The 21,558-nt window shown below is 30.1% G+C and carries 15 protein-coding genes; 8 read left to right on the top strand and 7 right to left on the bottom strand.

The features are described 5' to 3' along the window. Nucleotides 1–155: 155 nt before the first annotated feature. Nucleotides 156–2,930, top strand: a complete 2,775-nt coding sequence (locus KLA_RS05185; RefSeq protein ID WP_034644451.1) for a substrate-binding domain-containing protein — start codon at nucleotides 156–158, stop codon at nucleotides 2,928–2,930. Nucleotides 2,931–3,316: 386 nt separating this feature from the next. Here the strand turns inward: KLA_RS05185 and KLA_RS05190 are convergent, their stop codons facing one another. Beyond that, entirely contained in the window at nucleotides 3,317–4,114 is a 798-nt protein-coding gene (locus KLA_RS05190) for a hypothetical protein (protein WP_034644452.1), read from the bottom strand. 123 nt (nucleotides 4,115–4,237) lie between these two features. On the opposite strand from KLA_RS05190, the gene KLA_RS05195 reads away from it, so the two are divergent. The 7 genes from KLA_RS05195 to KLA_RS05225 all read left to right on the top strand — a co-directional run bounded on the left by KLA_RS05195 (nucleotide 4,238) and on the right by KLA_RS05225 (nucleotide 14,331). After that, on the top strand, nucleotides 4,238–6,139 hold the full coding sequence (locus KLA_RS05195) for a metallophosphoesterase (RefSeq protein ID WP_034644454.1): 1,902 nt from the start codon (nucleotides 4,238–4,240) through the stop codon (nucleotides 6,137–6,139). 116 nt (nucleotides 6,140–6,255) lie between these two features. Beyond that, nucleotides 6,256–6,768, top strand: a complete 513-nt coding sequence (locus tag KLA_RS05200) for an RNA polymerase sigma factor (protein ID WP_034644455.1) — start codon at nucleotides 6,256–6,258, stop codon at nucleotides 6,766–6,768. A 96-nt stretch (nucleotides 6,769–6,864) separates the two neighbouring features. Further along, nucleotides 6,865–7,791: a FecR family protein gene (locus KLA_RS05205; protein WP_013622021.1), complete on the top strand. Its 927-nt coding sequence runs from the start codon at nucleotides 6,865–6,867 to the stop codon at nucleotides 7,789–7,791. Nucleotides 7,792–7,861: 70 nt separating this feature from the next. Next, the gene (locus KLA_RS05210) at nucleotides 7,862–11,137 is read left to right on the top strand and encodes a TonB-dependent receptor (protein WP_034644456.1); all 3,276 of its coding nucleotides are present in this window, start codon (nucleotides 7,862–7,864) and stop codon (nucleotides 11,135–11,137) included. A gap of 9 nt (nucleotides 11,138–11,146) precedes the next feature. Beyond that, entirely contained in the window at nucleotides 11,147–12,913 is a 1,767-nt protein-coding gene (locus tag KLA_RS05215) for a RagB/SusD family nutrient uptake outer membrane protein (RefSeq protein ID WP_051456042.1), read from the top strand. A gap of 228 nt (nucleotides 12,914–13,141) precedes the next feature. Next, entirely contained in the window at nucleotides 13,142–13,540 is a 399-nt protein-coding gene (locus KLA_RS17955; protein WP_152536827.1) for a hypothetical protein, read from the top strand. A 35-nt stretch (nucleotides 13,541–13,575) separates the two neighbouring features. Further along, a complete protein-coding gene (locus KLA_RS05225) occupies nucleotides 13,576–14,331 on the top strand; it encodes an alpha/beta fold hydrolase (protein ID WP_034644458.1) in 756 nt (251 codons plus the stop codon). A 188-nt stretch (nucleotides 14,332–14,519) separates the two neighbouring features. On the opposite strand, the gene KLA_RS05230 is transcribed toward KLA_RS05225, so the two are convergent. From KLA_RS05230 to KLA_RS05255, 6 genes are read right to left on the bottom strand one after another with little or no spacing between them, the layout of a single operon-like run. Next, on the bottom strand, nucleotides 14,520–16,004 hold the full coding sequence (locus tag KLA_RS05230; protein WP_152536828.1) for a hypothetical protein: 1,485 nt from the start codon (nucleotides 16,002–16,004) through the stop codon (nucleotides 14,520–14,522). A 3-nt stretch (nucleotides 16,005–16,007) separates the two neighbouring features. After that, nucleotides 16,008–16,496, bottom strand: coding sequence for a protein-disulfide reductase DsbD domain-containing protein (locus tag KLA_RS05235; protein ID WP_013622014.1), 489 nt, complete (start codon nucleotides 16,494–16,496; stop codon nucleotides 16,008–16,010). A 15-nt stretch (nucleotides 16,497–16,511) separates the two neighbouring features. Then, nucleotides 16,512–17,696 (bottom strand): TlpA disulfide reductase family protein, encoded by a 1,185-nt coding sequence (locus KLA_RS05240; RefSeq protein WP_013622013.1) that lies wholly within the window; start codon nucleotides 17,694–17,696, stop codon nucleotides 16,512–16,514. A gap of 19 nt (nucleotides 17,697–17,715) precedes the next feature. Further along, entirely contained in the window at nucleotides 17,716–18,918 is a 1,203-nt protein-coding gene (locus tag KLA_RS05245; RefSeq protein ID WP_034644461.1) for a TlpA disulfide reductase family protein, read from the bottom strand. Between the two features lie 15 nt (nucleotides 18,919–18,933). Further along, nucleotides 18,934–20,136 carry a TlpA disulfide reductase family protein gene (locus KLA_RS05250; RefSeq protein ID WP_034644463.1) on the bottom strand — a complete coding sequence of 401 codons (1,203 nt, stop codon included), beginning with the start codon at nucleotides 20,134–20,136 and terminating at the stop codon, nucleotides 18,934–18,936. A gap of 2 nt (nucleotides 20,137–20,138) precedes the next feature. Continuing rightward, nucleotides 20,139–21,521, bottom strand: coding sequence for a TlpA family protein disulfide reductase (locus KLA_RS05255; protein ID WP_051456043.1), 1,383 nt, complete (start codon nucleotides 21,519–21,521; stop codon nucleotides 20,139–20,141). Nucleotides 21,522–21,558: the final 37 nt, after the last annotated feature.

The following is a 21,558-nucleotide window of genomic DNA, read 5'->3' on the forward strand; positions in this document are numbered from 1 at the left end:
AATTATTTATTAATTGTTTAATTTTAAGACGAAAAATTTTTAATGCATAAACACATAAAGATTTAATTGTACTCTTAATTTTCTTACTTAATTATACTACCAATAGTTAACCAAAGAATTTTATAGCCTTTGGGCAACTAATAAAAATTACTATAATGCAGTATTTTAAATTAACTAGACTACTACTTTTACTTTCTATTTTTACTTTAATTGGCCAATACAGCTGTACTTCTGCAAAAGAAAATAAAAAAGTTGTAATTGGGTTTTCTCAAACGGGCATTAATGACCAATGGAGAAAATCTATGAATAAATCTATGCAACTACAAGCTGATTTTCATCCAGAAATAGAATTAAAAATTTTAGACGGGAATGATAATGTAAAGAAGCAAATAGAAGATATAACGCAATTAATAAATGATAAAGTAGATGTATTAATTATTTCTCCAGTACAGTCTAAACCTATAACCCCTTTAGTTAACAAAGCATTACTGCAAGATATTCCTGTTTTAATTGTAGACCGTAAAATAGATGGCCAAAACTATACATCATATATTGGAGGAGATAATTATCAAGTAGGCGTAAATGCTGCAAATTACATAGCTAGTTTAAGCTCCAATGAAGATAAAAAGATACTAGAAATAAAAGGCCTACAAGGTTCATCGCCTGCTGCAGAACGCCATTTAGGGTTTATTTCTACCCTTAAAACTATACCTAATATACAAATAACACATACCATACAAGGCAATTGGGAAGCTAACTCTATAAAAGAAACTTTAAATAACCTTTTAAATAAAAATAATAATGTTGACTATATATTTTGCCATAACGACCGTATGGCGCTTGGAGCTTGGGAGGTTTTAAAGCAACACAACCTAGAACATAAAGTAGATATAATAGGTGTAGATGGATTAAACGGACCAAATGGAGGCATACAATACGTAAAAGACGGTATATTAAAAGCTACAGTTTATTACCCTACCGGAGGAAATGAAGCCATAAAATATGCTATTGATATTGTCCAAGGTAAAAAAATTAACAAAAATAATATTTTAGAAACTACAATTATAGATAGTAGAAATGCTGATATAATGAAAAATCAGTTTGATAAAATAAATCAGCATCAAGAAAACCTATTAGCTCAACAAAATAAAATTAAGGAACAAGAAGAGACGTATGCCTCGCAAAGCAGTATGCTAAAAGTGCTTTTGGCTTTGTTTATATTAAGTGTTTTATTAGGTATATTTAGTATTTACTCTGGTTTTAATATCAGTAAAAAAAAGCATGCTCTAGAGCTTTATAACACCAAAATTATAAAGCAATCTTTAGAGATAAAAGAAATTGCTAAAGAAGCAGAACTAAGTAATGAGGCTAAAGCAAACTTTTTTACAGGTTTATCTCATGAATTTAAAACTCCAATTACCCTTATTTTATCTGCTATAGAATCTATCACAGAAAAAACAAATACAAATAGTAATAACTTAAAAACTGAAATTACATTAATTTCAAATAACTCTAAACGTTTATTACGTCTTATAAATCAACTTTTAGATTACAGAAAAACAGAAGAAAAAAAACTTACTTTAAAAGCTTCAAAAACCAATATTTTTCAGTTTTCTACTAAAATATTTAATGATTTTAAAATTGAAGCAAAAAAAAGAGGTATTGCTTTTGACCTTAAAACAAATAATACAGATTTAGACTTATATATAGATAGAAATTTAATGGATAAAGTATACTTTAACCTTCTATCTAATGCTCTTAAATTTACGCCAGATAACGGGAAAATTATAGTTTCTATTGAAGATTATAAAAATAAAAATTTTGTTACCGTATCTTTTAAAGATAGTGGAATTGGTATTCCTAGTGATGATATAGAAAATATTTTTAAGCCTTTTGAAATTGGCAGTAACAACACCAAAGCTAGCTCTGGAATAGGCTTGCACTTAACCAAGCAATTTATAGAACTACACAAAGGAGAAATAAGTGTAAGGAGTGACCAAAGTACTATTTTTACAATTAAACTCTACAAAAACAATAAGCATTTATTGCCTAATGAAATAATAAACGAACCAGACATATATATTGATGAGAAACTTACGCTAACTGATGAAATTGAAGAAAATATATACCAAGTAACAAACGTAAATAATAATGATAACAAGTATGATATATTAATTATTGAAGATAATGATGAACTTATAAAACTACTTAAAAACAAGCTTTTAGAGTCTTATAAAGTACATTTATCTAATGGCGTAGATGGAGTAGAAAAAGCATTAGACATAATACCAGATATCATAATTTGTGATGTAAACTTACCAGACAAAGATGGTTTTGTAATATGTGAAGTTCTAAAAAATGATTTAAGAACATCTCATATTCCAATTATAATGCTAACTGCTTTAGATAACAATGAGTCTTACATTAAAGGTTTAAAGTCTGGAGCAGACTCTTACCTTACTAAACCTTTTAGCTTTTCTGTATTATCACAATCTATAAAATCATTGCTGTACAACAGGGAAAAACTTAGGTATTACTACCTAAACAATGTACATAAGATAAATCCTTATGAAAAATTTGATGCTAAAGACCAAGAATTTATTCTAAAAATAAATTCTATAATAGAGCAAAATATAGATAATTCTTCTTTTTCTGTAGAAGCTATGGCAGAAACTTTAAATATATCTAGAGTACAACTCTACAGAAAAATTAAAGCCATAATTGGAGTAAATATAAGCGACTATATATTAGATTTTAGGTTAAGTAAAGCTAAAAATCTACTTATAAATTCTCAACTCTCTGTTTCGGAAATAGCATACGCTACAGGGTTTTCGTCTCCAAATTACTTTTCTACAAACTTTAAAACAAAATTTAATATTACCCCTAAAGAATATAGAAAAGACCTAACTAACAACAACATTAACAATTAATACCAACACTATAGTTAGTGTAGTAACTGTTATTTTGTAACATTGTTTATTTAAAAATGTTGCTAAGTACTACTTAAACATCTTTCTAACCAAGTAACAATTAACACGCAATAAACTCAAAATCAGATATTTAATCGCGTAACAAGACAACGATACATTATTACACTTTAATTGTATAATTTATAAACTTCATTTATAAAGCTATATTTATTTTTGCAAGCTATTAAACTTCTAAAAAAAGCTATAGCTGCATAGTTTATATGCCTTTATATAAAGGTGGTATAGTATTTGTTTAATAAAAAGATATTGATAGTGTTCTGTTCCCCAACAGATAAACCTTGTTACTTTTATAGTAGCAAGGTTTTTTTGCTTTTTTAGTATAATAATTATTTACTTAAATATTCTTTTAATTTTATAAATGGTGCTGTTTTACGGTTTTTAAAAGCGTGTAAAAAACTGCTTAGTAGTAAAACAGCTGCTGCAAAATAAGCAACGTAAACAAGTGTACCCTCTACTCCTTTATTAGCTATACCAATTGCTATTAAAGCCCAAGCTCCTACAAGAGAAAACTCTCGCATATTACGTGTCCAGGTTACAATTAAGTTAACTATTACCGCAATTGTTATCATTATAATAGTCCATACAAGAGGTGATATACCAAAACCGTCCCAATTAATTTTCACTAAATATGCAGCTATATTTGCAATACTAGCAACGGTTACCCAACCACTGTAAATTACAAATGGCCACCATAAAAATACAATTACAGAAATTGGCGCATCCCACAGTTCCATTTTATTATTAAAAACAATTTTTAATAATGATAATAATAGTATAATTATACATATGCAAGATAAACCTGTGTATCCATAAATCCAACAAATTATCCAGCAGCAATTGGCTAAACAAGATACTACAAACCACCAACCTATTTTTAATATAAAGTCATTGTCTCTAACCTTTACAACTAAGCTTCTGCCTTGATAAATAACAAAACCAAATACCAAAAAATAAATTAATCCCCATATAGAAAACGCATAACCAGCAGGTGTAAATAAAGTTTTTAAACCTCCAGAAACTTCCCCTATAGTTGTACCATTCATTTTACCTGCATTAGATAAATAATTTATAAATACAGTTGATATAAAAGCTATTGCGTTTGTAATTTGTAATACTTTTTTCATTCTTTACTTTTTATATAATATACAAAAGAAAATTTTCTAAATATTCTTCTTAACCTTAATTTAATTTAAAAGGAATTTTAAATATGTAATCTAGCAGTAATTTTTTTAATATTGAGGAAACATATGTCATTAACCAAAATAATAATACCTTTTTTAATTGCTTTAATATGTTTTAAAATAACTGCGCAAACAAAAAAAGTAGAAATAGCTTTTTTAGCAGATATTCATTTTCAGGATTTGTATGGCTCTTTTAACGATATTAATTACAAAGGCATTAACAATCCGCATAACAATACGCATACGGTATTAAGAACAATGCAATCTCAATTAAACTCTACAAGAATATTTAACGAGAACTATTTTGCTTTTAAAACAGCTCTAGATGACATTGTTAGTAGAGGCATTACTTATGTTGCTTTACCTGGTGATTATACTGATGACGGACAACCTATACACTTAAGAGGATTGCAAAAAATACTAAACGAGTACAAAAATAAATACGGACTACAATTTTTTATAACCACTGGCAATCATGATCCTGCAGGACCATACAAACAAGAATCTGGAAAAAGTGATTTTTTAGGTGCAGAAGGTAAAAATCAACCTATATATAGTAAAAAAGGAATGTATGTATCTAAAAAAAATGAGCACCCTGTATTAATTAGTAATGATATTGCTAAAATGGGATATACAGGAGTACTTAATATTTTAGGTGAGTACGGTTTTTATGCTATGCCTAATTATAAATTTTGGACCACTCCGTTTGCTACCTATAACTACAACAATTACTCTTTTAAAAAAGCACAAATTGCATCTAACTTAAAACAAAGAACATACACTACTATAGACAATTTACAAATGGTAGATACTAGTTATTTAGTAGAGCCTGTAGACGGTATTTGGTTACTAGCTTTAGATGGTGATACCTTTTTACAAAAAAAGGATGGTAGTTTTTCTAGTGCTAGCGTAGGTTATAACAACACTATTATACATAAAAACTACTTAATTAATTGGGTAAAAGATATAGCTACAGAAGCTAAAAAAAAGAATAAAACATTAATTGCTTTTAGTCATTTTCCTATGGTAGATTTTAATGATGATGCTACTAGCGACATTAAAAAATTAATGGGGGAAAACAAATGGCAATTAGAACGTGTACCAGCAACTAATGTTGCAGAAGCTTTTGCTAATACTGGCTTAAAGATACACGTAGCAGGACATATGCATATTAATGACACTGGAGTACACAGGTCTAAAAATGGAAACTTACTAGTAAACATACAAACACCTTCCTTAGCTGCTTACATACCAGGTTATAAAATTTTAAAAATTAATAACAGTAGTAACATAGAGGTAAAAACAGTTACTATAGCCAATACAGAAAATTTTAAATTGTTATTTGATTTGTATAAAGTAGAATACAACAAACTAAAACTAGAGCACAACAACAATGTTTGGGACAAAAAAATACTAGAGGTTAACACCTATAAAGATTTTACAGCTTGGCACTTAAAAGAACTTATACGTTTACGCTTTTTACCAAATGATTTTCCTATAGATCTAAATATATTTTTAAGTAATGTTACTGGTGAAGAGTTGCTACTACTTGCCACAAAAAATAATGAACTAGATTTTTCTATAGCATTAAAAGAAATACGTAACAATACCAAAGCAAGAAAAAAACAATTAAAAATTATTGCCACTCCTTTAGCTAAAAACAATTTAAAAGCTAAAGATTTTAGAAAATGGAAAGGCTTAGATTTAGTTTTTGATTTTTATAGACTTAGAAATGCAGATGAATTGGCTTTAGAAGATATTACCACAGAAAAAATAAAGCAGTATCAATTTATTTACAACGCAATTACTTCACAAGCCAAGTATATTAATAAAGAAGATACCGCAGCCAAACAATTACTTTTATTCTTTAAAATTTTTAATTCTTTTTTAAACAGTGAACCGTCCAACCACTTTAGTATTAATTTAGAAAACAATACTATAACAGACTTAAGTAAAAACATTAATTAACCTTAAGGTTTACAGTCTGTTTTAAAAAGTTAATTTAAAGATAACGTTTGCATAATCAATTTTAAACTTTAGGGTCTTTAATTTACCATAACTAATTCCAGAATTTTTTAGTCCCTATGAAAACCTCCCAAGAATTTGAAGATATCTATTCTAAACATTGGGAAAAACTATATGCTTTTTCATTTAAAATTACAAAAGACAGCAACTTATCTAAAAACATTATACAAGACGTATTTACCAATTTATGGGAGCGTAAAAATAGCTTAAACATAAACTCTGTTGAGCATTTTTTATTTAGAGCAGTAAAAAATCAAATTTTAAAACACTACAATCAAAATAGTTTTAACACTACTTTTATAGATGATGAGTTTGATAATTTTATTATGGAATCTCCTTTTGTTTCTGAATCAGATTTATCTGAAACCGTTTTTCATATTGTAGATAAATTACCTGCTAAAAGAAAAGAAATTTTTTTAATGAACAAGCTACAAGAAATGAATGTAGAGCAAATAGCAGAAGAACTAAAACTATCAAAACAAACGGTTAAAAATCAATTATCATCTGCAATTAAACAGCTTAGACTAAAGCTTAAACAACTTAGTTGGTTACTATTTCCGTTCTTTTTTTAAAAAAACATTTCACTTAATGTTTGCTTAAACTTTTGGTAACATTTGCCAATAGTACTAATTACTTGTTTTGGGTACTTACCTATATAAAACAAGTTTATGCAACAGAAAAAAAGCACTGTATTAAAAAAGCTTATTGCAAAAAGCACCAAACAAAAAACTAGTGCTAAAGAAGAAAAGCTATTACATACATTTTTTAAAAAAATGTATAATCAGTCTGTATGGGATACAAATAAAATGGGTAATGCAACTTTTATAAAAGATGATATCCGTTCTAAAATTGTACTTAAAGAAACTAAAAGCACAAAAACTAATATATATAAATATGCTGCCATAGCAGTTACAATACTTACGCTTGGTGGCATATTATTATCTACTTACAAAACTAACCAGCCAAGTTTTGTTACGGTAAATACTGGTGCTGCAATAGATTCTGTTTTTTTAGCAGATGGTTCTACTATTTACCTAGCTCCAGGATCTAGTTTTAGTTACCCTAATACATTTACCAACACTACAAGAGAGGTTAACCTAATAAAGGGTAATGCATTTTTTAACATTACTAAAAACCCAAACAAACCATTTATTATAAACTCTGGGGAATTGGTAACAAAGGTATTAGGTACTTCTTTTCATATAGGGTTACAAAAAAAGGAAAGCAAAGTATCTGTAGTTACTGGAAAAGTACAGGTAAATTACAAAAACAACCAACAACAATTAGTATCTGGGCAAGAAGCAGTTGCTACAAACAACTCTTTACGCAAACAAAAATCATCAGTTTTAATGACTTCTAACTGGTATACTAAAGATTTAAACTTAACAGAGGTATCATTAAAAGAAACTTTAGACTTATTAGAGATTAAATACAATGTAAAAAGCGCTATAAAAAATGAAGATGTATTGGCTCTTAAAATAACACTATTTATAAAGCAAAACGCTACACTAAATGAGATTGTTGAACAATTAAATTATATAACCAATTTAAAATTACTGTATGAGAATGAAATAATTACACTTAAAACCAATTAAAGAAAAAACCGCAGTTGCTACCAACAACTACGGCTAAATTTTCAAGTATTATTAACTAACACTTAAATTAATGTATTTTAAAAATATTCCTTTTAAATTAAAAACCATACTTTTTTTTGTATTATCTGCAATTTTTTGTCAGACAGTGCAACCTAATAATGGTGTTTACAAAAAACAAAATATAACTGTAAACTATAAAAACACAAATTTAGTAACTCTTTTAAAAGAGGTAAGTAACCAAACATCATATAACTTTAGCTATGGTGAAGATATTATAAAAGACAAAAATAAATACACAGTATCTTACCAAAACATCAGCTTAGAGTCTGCCTTAAAAGACCTAAGCAAAAAGGCAAACTTTAGTTATAAAATAACAAATAAAATTGTTTTAATTAAAAAGAAAGCTACAACTATAACTACCAGTAATGTCCAAAAAGAAATAACGGGTACTGTTGTAGATGAAAACGGAGATCCTTTACCAGGTGCTACCATTCATGAAGTAGGAACATCTAATGGTGTTACTACAAATTTTGATGGAGAATACACTATAACTGCTACAACCGGAAGCGTTTTAAAATTCTCTTATATGGGGTATAAGAGTAAAGAATTAAAAGTTACACAAAGTGTTGTAAATGTTCAGCTAGAATTAGATGCTGCTGAGTTAAATGAAGTTGTTGTTGTAGGTTACGGTAGCCAAACAAAAGCAGATGTTACTGGTGCTGTAACACAACTTAAAGAAAGTAGTTTTAGACAAGGTATTAACACATCTCCAGATGCTCTTTTACAGGGTAAAGTTGCTGGTGTTAGAGTTGTTAATGCTAGCGGAGAACCAGGTGCTGGTATTAACGTTACAATACGTGGTGTAGGTTCTATTAGAAGTGGTAGTAGTCCATTATTTGTTGTAGATGGTGTACCATTAACTAACGATAATGTTAGTCCGTCTGGTAGCAATGTAGGTTTTGGTGCTTCTAGCGCAAAAAATCCTCTAAACTTTTTAAATACTAGTGATATAGAGTCTATTAATGTACTTAAAGATGCTTCTGCTTCTGCAATATATGGTGCAAGAGGCTCTAATGGTGTTGTAATAATTACCACAAAAAAAGGTAAAGCAGGTAAAGGCTCTTTATCTTTAGACTCTTACATTGGTATATCTACGGTTGCAAACAAAATAGACTTGTTAGATGCTAATGAATACAGAAATGCACTTACAGACCCTACCTTTGACCACGGTAGCTCTACAGATTGGCAAGATGTTATTTACAGAACAGCAATTACAAAAAATAATGTATTGTCTTATTCTAAAGCATCAGAAAGTGGTAACTACTATGTTTCTTTAGGTAATATAGACCAAGAAGGTATTGTTAATAATAGTGAATTTTCTCGTACTTCTGGTAGAATAAACGTAGAGGAAAGCTTTTTAGACAACAAAAGATTAAAGCTAAAAGTGAATCTTACCGCTAGTGAAACTAAAGATAATGGTGTACCAACTAGTGATGACGGAGGCTCTAACGGACAGTTAATTATACACACGTTAATGGCAAACCCAACAAGGCCTGTTTTTGGTGAAGACGGATCATATACTAACTTTAATATGAATGCACATTACAACCCTGCATACCTATTAAGTATTTATGAAGATGAAACAAGAACGCTTCGTGTTTTAGGTAATATAGAAGCTTCATTACGTATTTTTAATGGCTTAGAGTACAAATTAAACTATGGTGTAGATAAGTCTGTAGCAGAGCGTAACACTACAGTTTACCCTAACTTAACAGATTTAAACCCAATAGGTATGTATGTTCAAAATAACTTAGAGTCTCAGAGCTCTTTGTTAGAGCATTACTTAACATTTAATACTACAATTGCAGACAAACACAAGCTAGAAGTTTTAGGTGGTTTCTCTTATCAAAAGTTTGAACGTTCTGGTACGAGTTTTAATTATGATAATTTACCAGAAAAAGGAACTGGCGTTAAACCAGTATATAACCCAACTTCTAATAATTCACAAATAGACATTAATGGTTTTGCTCAAGAGAACGAATTACAGTCTTACTTTGGTAGATTAAACTATTCTTATGACAGTAAATACCTTTTAACGGCATCTATGCGTGCAGATGGTTCTACTCGTTTTGGTAAAAACAATAAGTACGGTTATTTCCCTTCTTTTGCATTGGGTTGGAATATCTCTAAAGAAGATTTTTTAATTAATAGCAATGTAGATAATTTAAAACTTAGAGCAAGCTGGGGACAAACAGGTAACCAAGAGGTGCAAAATAAAATAACACAGGCTAGTTACGCTATATCTGGTTCAGATGGTTATTATTTGTATGATGACCAAACACTAACTAACGGTGTTTCTGTTTTAAGAACTCCAAATCCAGATTTAAAGTGGGAAGTAGTAACACAGTACAATATTGGTGCAGATTTTAGTTTATGGAACAGAAAGCTGTATGGTTCTTTAGATTATTTTAAAAAAACAACTACAGATGCTATTTTAAATATACCATCGCAAGTGCTTAGCCCTACTAACAATATTTGGGTAAATATAGATGGTGAAATTGTTAATACCGGATTAGAGTTTATGTTAGGTTCTAACATCGTATCTACAGAAGATTTTAACTGGGATGTAGATATTAATGGTGCTACCTTAAAAAATGAAATTAAAAATTTACCTGTATCAGAAATCTTATCAGGAACCATATCTGGTCCAGGACAATCTGGTGTACTTGCTAACATATACAAAAGCGGCTATGCTGCTGGTTCGTTTTACCTGTTAGACCATATAGGTTTTAATGAAAATGGCGAAGATATTTACAGAGACGTAAATAATGATGGTAATATAACTGGTGATGATAGAATAATCATTGAAGGTGCTTTACCTAAGTTCTCTTACGGTTTTAACAGTCAAATGAACTATAAAAATTTCGATTTTTCTTTTTCAATTATTGGTCAAGCTGGTGGCTATTTAGTAAACAATACAGGTTTAAATGCTTTAAATATAAACAATTTAGCATCAGACCGTAACGTATCTAAAAAGTACTACGAGTCTGGAGCTAATCAAGAAAACTCACCTCAATTATCAACTTTATACCTAGAAAAATCAGACTTTATAAGACTTAACACTGCACGTTTAGGATACAATTTAAAATTAAACAATGTAAGCTGGTTAAACGGTGTTAATTTTTATGTTACTGGGCAGAACCTATTAACCATTACTAACTACTCTGGTTATGATCCATTAATAAACAGTCCTAAAGCAGATGGTGGTAATCAATCATTAGGTATAGATTACTCTAGTTACCCAGGTTCTAAGACATTTATATTAGGAGCAATTTTAAAATTTTAAAATATAATAATGATGCATAAAAAAATAAAAATAGCAGGTATAGCTTTTCTATTACTAAACTTTTTAATTACAAGCTGTACAGATCTTGAAGAAGTTGTTTTAGATGAAGAATTAGGAGAAGAAGTAGCAGATCCTGAAGGTGTATTAGCAGCTGCTTATGATCGTTTAGGTGATAAAACGTTTGTAGATCATGGCGGTGTATTTGCCTTACAAGAGTACTCTACAGACATTGCAATGCTTGCAACAAGAGGTAGTGACTGGGGAGATGGTGGTAAATGGCGCTCTATGCATGAGTTTACTTGGACACCAGATAACAGCATAGTAACTGGTAACTGGAACAACTTAACAAACGGTATAACTAGAGCGTTAACAGCTGTAGAAAGTATTAACCAAGCAGAATTTAGTGATAAAGAATTGTTTTTAGCAGAAGCAAGAGGTTTGGTTGCATTTTACACTTATACAACCTTAGATTTATTTGGACAAGCACCGTACAGAGACCCTTATGGAGGAGACCAAACTATACAAATTTTAAAAGCAGAAGATGCAATAGATGACTTAATTATAGAGGTAGAGACTATACTTCCAAACTTAGCATCTATAGGAGAACAAAATACATTTAACGGAAGATTTACTAAGGAAGCTGCTTATGGCTTACTAGCTACAATGTATTTAAACAGAGCTGTTTTTAAAGATAGATACAATAGTGCATCTACATTTAATTTTACTGAAGCATCTTTAGAAGCTGGTAAAACAGATATGGACCAAGTAATAAAGTATACTTCTTTAATAATTAATTCTGGTAAGTTTAGCCTAGCCTCTAATTATTTCTCTAATTTTTCTATTAATAACAATCAAAGTTCAGAAATGATATTTGCAGTAGTACAGCAAATAGAAGCCGTAAGGTCTGGAGATAATGATTTTGGGTATGTTTGTGTTGCTCGTAACCAAAGACCTTCTCCTGCAAACAGAGGTACAAATGCCGCTTGTACTACTCCAGAGTTTTTTGCTACATGGAACAATAATCAAGACGACCCAAGGTTTTCTAGAAAATATCAATACTCAGATGGTACTTGGTTTATGAATGATGGTTCTGATGTTAGCGTACCTGCAGAAGATATTGTACCAAATTCAGATAATTTACCTTGGTTTCATTTTAATAGTGGCTTTTTATATGGTCAACAATATGGACCAATTTTAGATGGTAATGGTGGGTATATTATGACAAGTGATGGCCGTATAGAAGTATCTTCTTTAGTAATGGAAAAAAGTGCTACTACACCAATGGATTTTACTCCAGAATTAGATTTTGATAATCCTGTACAAGCAATTTTTGCTCAAGACCAAATAAACCGTGGAGTACGTATTTTTAAATTTGAATACGATCCGGAATCTGGTAACGGAAGAAGTAAAGTAGATATTCCTTTATACCGTTTAGGCGGAATTTACGCTATGAGAGCAGAAGCTTACTTTAGAAATGGGCAAACTGCATTGGCTTTAGAGGATATAAATATGTTAAGAACCAGCAGAACTAGAGAATCTTTATATGGTAATGCTCCTGGCCAAGCGCTTACTAGCTTAAATGAAGAGCAACTGTATAATGAAATTGGATTTGAACTGTATTGGGAAATGAAAAGAAGACCACAAATGATACGTTTTGGTAAGTTTGATGAGGCTTATACTGCAAAACCACAAACAGAACCTTTTAGACGTATTTTTCCTATACCACAAGAAACTACAGACGTAACCGAAGATTTTACACAAAACACTGGTTATTAAGTAACCATAACTTGCTAATTTTAGTTTTTTAGTTTTTTCATTACCTCGTTAAGTAATTAGCAATAAAGCCAGGCAAATTTTGCCTGGTTTTTTAAGTTTTATACAACTATTTTTTAGCTGTATAATAAACAATTTAGCAACCTTTAAATCGTTAGCATACTAAATAAGCTTATAATGTCTTCTAAAAAAGTAACGAACAAGAAAAAACCTATATCAAAAATAATTTTTATGCTTACTTCCCTACTCTCTATTTGGGGTCCTGTATTGGTTTTTCAAAAATTATTTTTGAGTAAAATGGAGTATTACAATCCGTATAATAATGAGCTTGTATTGCCGCTTTTATTATGCATAACTTACATCTTATTATGTATGTGGCTTGTTCCTAAATTTAAAAAAGTAATTTTAAGAATTATAGTGTTTATTGCCTTACCGCTAGTATTAATTTCTTATATTTTTTTTGATATTGCCTACGCTAATAGAATAGAGTTTGGAAACTCTTGGACAAATACAGAAGTATTTTTAGAACTGGTTTGTACACAAAGCTTTTTTATACCTTTATTACTAATTGGTATGTCTTTAAACTTTATAGTAAATTTATGGTATTTTAAAAGTAAAGAAAGCATATAACAATTTAATATACTTTTACGCTACAACTACTTGCTATGACTACTCCTTACAATTTAGAACAAATTGCAACTTACAAAATTGGTAATTATAAAAACAAACCTACAATTATATTTTTACATGATTCCTTAGGTTGTATAGAGCTTTGGAGAGATTTTCCTGAAAAACTAAGCAACCTTACTAAATGCAACGCTATAGTGTATGACCGTCAAGGTTATGGTAAATCATTACCCTTTACAAAAGACCGAGATGTAAACTATTTAGAGTTAGAAGCTGATATACTTATGCAGCTTATAAGCCTATGGGGTGTAGAAAAACCTATTCTTTTTGGCCATAGTGATGGTGGGTCTATTGCTTTAATAGCTGCTGCTAAATACCCCAATAAAATTAAAGCTATTATTACAGAAGGGGCTCATATTTTTGTAGAAGATATTACTTTAAACGGCATAAATAATGCTATAGAATTGTATAAAACTACCAATTTAAAGAGTAAGTTAAAAAAGTATCATGGAACCAAAACAGACACTATGTTTTGGGCCTGGGCTAAAACTTGGACTACTAAAAAATTTAAAAATTGGAATATTGAACATTTTTTACCGCATATAGAATGTAAGTCTTTAGTTATACAAGGTGAAGATGATGAATACGGCACATTAAAGCAAGTCTATAATACTATAAAAGCTACAAAAACACCTGGAAAAAAATTAATACTTCCAAACATTAAACATACTCCACACAAAGAAAATCCGAACTTAATTTTAAAAGAAACTGCAGCTTTTATAGCTAAAATTTAAAGTTGTACAGCAATCAAGTACAAACACAAGATATTGTTCCTTAAGTAACATACTAATTTAACTTCAAAAAAACATACTAAAATTAAAATTTTAAAAGGTAATCTCATTACAAATAACCCTGTTACCAAAAACATTGTTAATATAGTAATGAAGACAAAAAAAAGCCACCTTAATGGTGGCTTTTTATTTTAGATAACTATAAATTTAAAACCATCACCTTCAGAAAAGTAAAGGCTTTTATGGTTTTTCTTAAACCATTTATTCCATTCTTTAGCCGATTCAAATGATTCATTAGTGTACCTTTGTAAGATACGTTTAGCCATTTCTGTGCGGTCTTTATTAACAAGCATAGTAATAGCGGTTTCTAAAATTTTAATATTGTTATTCGCTATTCCTAAAGCTTTAGCATCTTCATCTACATCACTCCAATATGTGTATCTTTCATTAGGAATTGGGTAAAAATAATCCATATTTTCTATATAATAATTCTCATACATAGCCCAATTTTCACCAAACTTGTCCTTTAACTTTTGTGGCTCATGCCTAATAGTCCAAATTCTTGTATGTTTTTCTATAGGCATTCTTAACATCATATTTTCTAGTTGCGAGAGTTCTTCTCCAGCATCTTTCTTTTCTTGTAGTTTTGCTTTGTTTTCCCTTCTTTTATCTAGGTCTTTGTTAACATAATGCAACCATGCAGCAGAACCTTCATCAGAAACCGTCCATTGGCTTTCTCTAAGATATTCTCTTAAAGGCATTCTTTTTATTTTTTTAGTAATCTGCTTTGTTCCTTTAAAAGGTGCTATATAGTGAATAGCATTTATAAAAGCTAGTTTAGCACTCTCTGTTAAATATTCTGGTGCTGCAGCAAAACCCCAATGTAAAAAATTTGCATGACGCCCAATAGCAGTAGCTTCTACACCTTTAGAATTATTACCTCCAGAAATCCATTCGGCATCTATACCATTATCAAAAGCGTAACCTGTAGAAACTAAACCTACAGGCATTCCTTTTCCTTCGGTATATCCTTCGGTTTGTACTCGCCACATTTGCATTGTTTTAGCTAAATTTCTTCCTCCATATCTTGCCTTGTAGTTAGCAGGTGTTTCTATGGTCTCATAGGCTACACTTACTTTGTTAGGTGTGTTAAAAATAGGGTGATCTAATTTCATACCATGAGCATGAGCATCTAAACATAAACATAAATGGTCAATTTTTAAATCTCTTCCTTCTCCAATATATGCAGATGGTTCCCCAATCATTATTGTTGCAGCGTTATAGTTTTCTGTTAAAAACTTTCTGGTTGTATAGCCTGTTACTTTGCCATTTTTATCTTTTGTATAGCCTCCTTCAAAATGTTTTAAGTACGCATCAATAATGGTAACATCATAATCAGATGCCATTTCTTCTTTAAATTCATCACCATATACTACTGTAACAGAATTAAAATATTGGCCAATAAAATTTTTAAAATCGTTAGTTCTAGATTTTCGTAATGCAACTTTGCGCTCTAGATTATTTGTTATTCTTTTTTCTCTATCTGTTAATGGTTTGTCTGGGTTTGTACCTACATACAATATTTTTAAATTAGACTTTTGTGTTTGACTATAGCCTGTAGGTACTAGAGCTATCATAATAATGATAAGCAAAATTTTATGTAGTGAATTTTTCATTCCTTAATTTTTTATAGTTAATAAAACGTCTTTTTGTGTAGGTGGTAAACAAATATTGGCATTACAGGTTTGGTAAAACAAACCACACTTTATAACATTATTGTTGTAGTAATTAGCCTCTATTTTTATTGATTGCTTAAACTGTATTTTACCAGTATACACATATAACTCTCCTTTTCCTGGATAAGCCTTAATAGTTGGGGTTTGAAGTTCACCTATACTAGTAACACCCTCAGGAAGTTTTAATTCTATTTTAGATTGTATGTATGGATCTTTTGGAGATACATAGGCATAAATATGGTAGCCCTCTAAAATTGTTGCATTAAAAATTAAAGTTTTAACCGTAGGATCTTCTGTAGAAACAATACTTGCATTAACTTTCACAGGATCTACAGGTGTAGGCGCATCAAACTCATTACCTGTGGTTTGTGCAACAATTGTGCAGTTAATAGCAACAAAAGCTATAAATACCATAAAATGTTTTATACGCATAATTTTTGTTATTAATTAGCTTTTAAGTAACTCTTCAAGCATTTTAAAGGCTTCTTCTCCGCTACCAACAAATCTTTTAATTATTTTTCCTCTTCTGTCTATTATAAACTTCGTAGGAAACCCTTGTACGTTAAACCTGTTTACAAAATTGTCTGGTGTATTTTTCTTATCACTCATTAATTGCATCCAACCGTAATTATTTTTATTTACAAAGGCTTCTATTTTTTCTTTTGTATCTCCAGAGTTAATACCAACAACTACTAAATTATCTTTATGTTTTTCTTGAAACTCTTTTACTTCAGGCATTTCTGCAACGCAAGGACCACACCAAATACCCCAAAAATCTATAAGAACATACTTACCTTTTAGGCTGTTAATGTCAAAAATTTCACCATTTAAAGTTGCATTGGTTTTTATGCTTGGTACAGGAGAACCATCTGCAGTTTCTTTAATACCCTGTACTCTTGTTGCAACATCTTTATAATCTTTATAAGCAGCTAAATCTGTAGATAATACGCTAAATAGTTCTTCTGCTTGCTCATTAGTAACTTGGGTACGCAACATTAAATCGTTTAAATACCAAGCAGAAGCTAAAGCATTAGGGTTATTTTTTAAATGATTAACTAGAGCATCTATAGATTTTTTAGAAATAGCTTCTGACTTTTTATTAATCTCTTCTTTTTTAGCTTTATCATCAGTGTAGGTGCTTTCTACTGCTAAATTACCCATCTCATTATACATTGGGTACATAAGTTTGTTAACTTTAGCTAAACCATCATTAAAAGCATCACCACTTGGGTAGGCATCAAAATAATCTTTTGCTTCACCTTTAATTGTGATATTTGCACCTGGCGATGCATATACCATAATAGTGCCACTTTTTACAGGAATATAACCTCTACCTCCTTTTGGTATTTTTGATAGTTTTTTATCTGGACCACTAAACTTAGGAAACACCCTTATTAAAGCAACTTTAGAAACGTTTGTTGTTAATTTAAATTTACCATTAGTAACTATAATAGAATCTGAAGGTGTTGTTCTGGTATACTCTTTATCTGGATGCCTAAAATATAAATTTCCTTTTAAGCCCTTAATCTCACCTGTAATTGTAAAAGTATTATCCTTATTTTGAGCGTTGTTTTTATTAAAGCTTATAAGCGCTATAAAGCAAACAAATAGTATTTTGTGTATTTTTTTCATAGTATATATTGTTAATTTTTTAAGACTTAAATAATTCTTTAAGTTTTGTATCTAATTCTTCCTTTGTAGGGTTTCTAAGTATAATTTTTAGGTTACTATCTAGTAAATAAGTAGTTGGTAAAAAAGGAACGCCATAGGCATCAGCTACATCTCCATTTCTTCCTATAGATTTTTTATTTACATCAAAAACATGCAACCAAGGCGTTTGGTCTTTTTGTATGGCATCTCTCCAATTTTTGTCTTTATCACCAGTAGCTACACCTACAACCTCAAAACCTTCACCTTTATAGGTGTTATAAACTTTTTTTAACTTAGGAAAAGAAGCTCTGCAAGGTACGCACCAGCTAGCCCAAAAATCTACTAATATATATTTAGCCTTAACATTAGATAGGGTTAAGTCATCTCCAGATACTGTTTTTAAGGTAAAATCTGGAGCCGTAGCACCTGCAACAAACTTTTCTACATAATCTTCATAGGTTTTTTTAATGAAATTAAAAGCACTAGACTTTACAGCATCACCTTTAAAAAGGTTATATACTGTTTTCATTTCTTCTCTAGACATCATAATTTCACTAAATGAAACCCCCATTATTTTAGGTCCAATTGGTGATGTAGCGTTGTTTTTTACAAAGTTTGTTTTAAACGTCTTAAGCTCTTCCTGTTGCTGTTTTTCTAAGGGCTCTAAAGCTTCCATTTTTTGCTTTACTTTATCCATTAAAGCAGCGTCTTTAGACTGTTTTGCGGCCATAACCATTTCTCTAAACCCTTTAAAAGCACCGTATTTATCTTGATTTTTAATGCTATCCATTTTTTGTAATTGTAGCTTGTAAAAATCTTGAGTTATAGATCCTGTTACTTTGGCAGCGTTGTATCCACTTGTAGCTTCAGAACTTAATACATCTATATCAATGGTAATTTTACTGTTTTCTAGATAAAAATATGCACTAGTTTTTGTGCCAATATGTACACCTACCATATCTACATTAGCCACTTTACCAGTAAACTTAAATGTGCCATTAGCAATTGTAGTACTATCAATAGTAATTAAAGGGTCTGTAAATAAAGATGGTGTGCTTTTAAGTTTTACCCAAGTACCATCTTCTGCTCCTTTAACATTACCTGTAATTGTATATCCGTTTGGTGCATTATTGGTTTTACAACTAATACAAAACAGACAACTAATAAGCAGTAATCCCGATAATTTTAATATAGTGCGTTTCATAATTCTACTACTTTATTAATGACCAAATAGCTCTTTAAGTTTAGCATCTAACTCTTCTTTGGTTGGGTTTCTTAATACAATAGTGTTATTAGCATCTACTAAAAATGTAGTTGGTAAATGAGGAACGCCATAAGCTTTTGCTATTGCTCCATAGGATGCTCTTCCATTTTTTACAGGTGAAGTATCAAATACATGCAACCACGGCGTTTGGTCTTCTTTAATAGCTTTACGCCATTTTTCTTCAACATCTGCAGTACCTATACCAATAATTTCAAAACCATCATTTTTATATTCTTTTCTTAATTCTTTTAAATGAGGGAAAGAATTTCTACATGGCACACACCAGCTTGCCCAAAAATCTACCAATTTATATTTGGCATTTATTTTAGATAAAGTAAGCTTATTGTTTTCTAAATTTTTAAGTGTAAAATCTGGTGCTGTATTACCAACACCTAAGTTTTCAAAATTATCTTTATAAACCTTTGTAATATAGTTTTTAAAAAATGATGTTTTACGGGCATCACCTGTAAATAAATTGTAATATTCTTTTAGTTGATCTTTACTCATTCTGCCTTCAGAATACTGAAACCCTAAAATATGTACAGCAACAGGAGAACTAGGATTGGCTTTTACATAATTAAACTTAGTGCTGGTATATCTTTCACTTTGTTCTAACATTAATGGTCTTAGTTCTTTTTGAAGAGCCGATACTTTATCCATATCTTTTTGATTTTTGCTTTTTTTAGCTGCAATAACCAAATTTCTAAGAGAGTCTAAAACCTTATACTTAGGGTCTTTAAAAACAGCTTTTGCTTCCTGATCTATTTTTGTGTACTCATCATGTGTTTTAGAACCAGAAACTGTAGAATTGAATCGCCAATCGTTTTCTTTTCCATCAGACCAATTTATAGTTATTTCTATTGGACTATTTTCTAAAAAGAAACTACTACTTTTATCATTTATAACTAAGCTAACCATATCTGGGTGTTCTACTTTTCCTGTAAGTTTAAATTCACCATTAGCTATTTCTGTACTATTTATTGTTTTTAACTTAGAGCGGTCTCTATTTCCTTCTTCTACAATTTTTACTGTACCAGAACTTAAGCCTTTAATGGTACCTGTAATAGTGTAACCAGTACTAGTTTCTTGTGCATTTGGCTTGTTTTTACATGCAAAAAATATAGCAGCCACTAAGCATATTAAAATACTTTTTTTCATAATTATATATTTAGAGAATTAAATAATTCTACTAGTTTTTCATCTGAAGGTCTTGGAGCATTGGCTTGTACAATATTACCATTAGGGTCTAATAGTATAAATTGAGGAATACCCATAATTTTATAATCAGATACAAAAGAAGTGTTAAAATCGTTATCTGTAATTAACTGTATACCCCCCATTTCTTTATCGGCAATCATAGCTTTCCATTTATCTTTGTCTTTTTGTTTATCTGTAGAAATGCTTACAAAATGAATGTTTTTACCTTGGTATTGCTCTTCTATTTTTTTTAAGAATGGAATTTCGTATTTACAAGGCCCGCACCAAGTTGCCCACACATCAATGTAAACGTATTTGCCTTTTAAATCATCTAAAGAAGTTGTGCCACCTGCATAATTTTCATAATTATGAAACTTAGGAGATGGTTGCCCTTTATCTAAAACTTTTAGAGACTCGTATAATTCTTTTATTTTTTTAATGTGTTTTTGGCTTGTTGATGCATTTAAAAAGTCTTGAAGATCTTTGTCTTTATCTTTTGACATTGGTAAACGCATTAAAATAGCTTTATATAACTCGGCATTTTTAATAATTGGGTTACTTATTTCAGATACTGCTTTGGCACTAGCATCACTGTATGGTATAGAATCTTTTTGGTAGTAATCAAAGGCTTTTTTTCTAATATTTGCACTAACCATTGCTTGGTAATCTGATGAGTACAGATAATCTTCTGCGTTATCAAAAGATATTTCGTTTAACTCTTTTTTGAATGTTTCTGAAGCTTTAAAATCTTTATTTTTAGAAAGGTATCCATACATTTTTTCGTACTCAGATTTTTTAGCTAATCTTCCATAGTTAATTGCTCTTAACTCATTTTCTTTAATGTTTTCTGGAATATCTTTTAGCGAAGTAAGACGGTTTTCTAAATCCTTTTGAAAGTTCAATACTTTGGTTTCAAAAGTAGATTCGTCTACATTATAACTCCCTTCTCTATCCATTATAAAATCTAAGTTCTTAGATTCTTTATAAATAAAGTAATTATTTAAGTCTGCATAATCTCCAGAAAATTTTAAACTTTTAATATTTTCTTTTTCATTAGCTTCAATATTAATGTTAGCACCTTGTGTTACATATGCGGCAAATCTTAAATTGCCAAAGCGTACATTGTATACACCATTTTCTTCAATAAAAAGAGTATCAGAAAATATGCCTGTATCTTTCACATTAATTGTTTTTGAAAAACCATTTAACGAGCTTACTTTAAGTTCACCTCCTTTGGTATTGCTAATATTTCCGGAAAATAAAGCATAGTTAACAGGAGTTTCTTTTTTACAAGCCCAAAGCATAGCAATTGAAAAAGCTATGGTAATAAATTTTAATTTTCCCATACTGTAATTTTTAAATAGTGTTTTGTGTTTTTATATA

The organism is Cellulophaga geojensis KL-A (assembly GCF_000568425.1).
Classification (GTDB): Bacteria; Bacteroidota; Bacteroidia; order Flavobacteriales; family Flavobacteriaceae; genus Cellulophaga; species Cellulophaga lytica.

Coding starts and splice junctions, on each gene's coding strand:
- KLA_RS05185 (WP_034644451.1), top strand. CDS start 156: ATGCAGTATTTTAAATTAACTAGACTACTACTTTTACTTTCTATTTTT.
- KLA_RS05190 (WP_034644452.1), bottom strand. CDS start 4,114: ATGAAAAAAGTATTACAAATTACAAACGCAATAGCTTTTATATCAACT.
- KLA_RS05195 (WP_034644454.1), top strand. CDS start 4,238: ATGTCATTAACCAAAATAATAATACCTTTTTTAATTGCTTTAATATGT.
- KLA_RS05200 (WP_034644455.1), top strand. CDS start 6,256: ATGAAAACCTCCCAAGAATTTGAAGATATCTATTCTAAACATTGGGAA.
- KLA_RS05205 (WP_013622021.1), top strand. CDS start 6,865: ATGCAACAGAAAAAAAGCACTGTATTAAAAAAGCTTATTGCAAAAAGC.
- KLA_RS05210 (WP_034644456.1), top strand. CDS start 7,862: ATGTATTTTAAAAATATTCCTTTTAAATTAAAAACCATACTTTTTTTT.
- KLA_RS05215 (WP_051456042.1), top strand. CDS start 11,147: ATGATGCATAAAAAAATAAAAATAGCAGGTATAGCTTTTCTATTACTA.
- KLA_RS17955 (WP_152536827.1), top strand. CDS start 13,142: ATGCTTACTTCCCTACTCTCTATTTGGGGTCCTGTATTGGTTTTTCAA.
- KLA_RS05225 (WP_034644458.1), top strand. CDS start 13,576: ATGACTACTCCTTACAATTTAGAACAAATTGCAACTTACAAAATTGGT.
- KLA_RS05230 (WP_152536828.1), bottom strand. CDS start 16,004: ATGAAAAATTCACTACATAAAATTTTGCTTATCATTATTATGATAGCT.
- KLA_RS05235 (WP_013622014.1), bottom strand. CDS start 16,496: ATGCGTATAAAACATTTTATGGTATTTATAGCTTTTGTTGCTATTAAC.
- KLA_RS05240 (WP_013622013.1), bottom strand. CDS start 17,696: ATGAAAAAAATACACAAAATACTATTTGTTTGCTTTATAGCGCTTATA.
- KLA_RS05245 (WP_034644461.1), bottom strand. CDS start 18,918: ATGAAACGCACTATATTAAAATTATCGGGATTACTGCTTATTAGTTGT.
- KLA_RS05250 (WP_034644463.1), bottom strand. CDS start 20,136: ATGAAAAAAAGTATTTTAATATGCTTAGTGGCTGCTATATTTTTTGCA.
- KLA_RS05255 (WP_051456043.1), bottom strand. CDS start 21,521: ATGGGAAAATTAAAATTTATTACCATAGCTTTTTCAATTGCTATGCTT.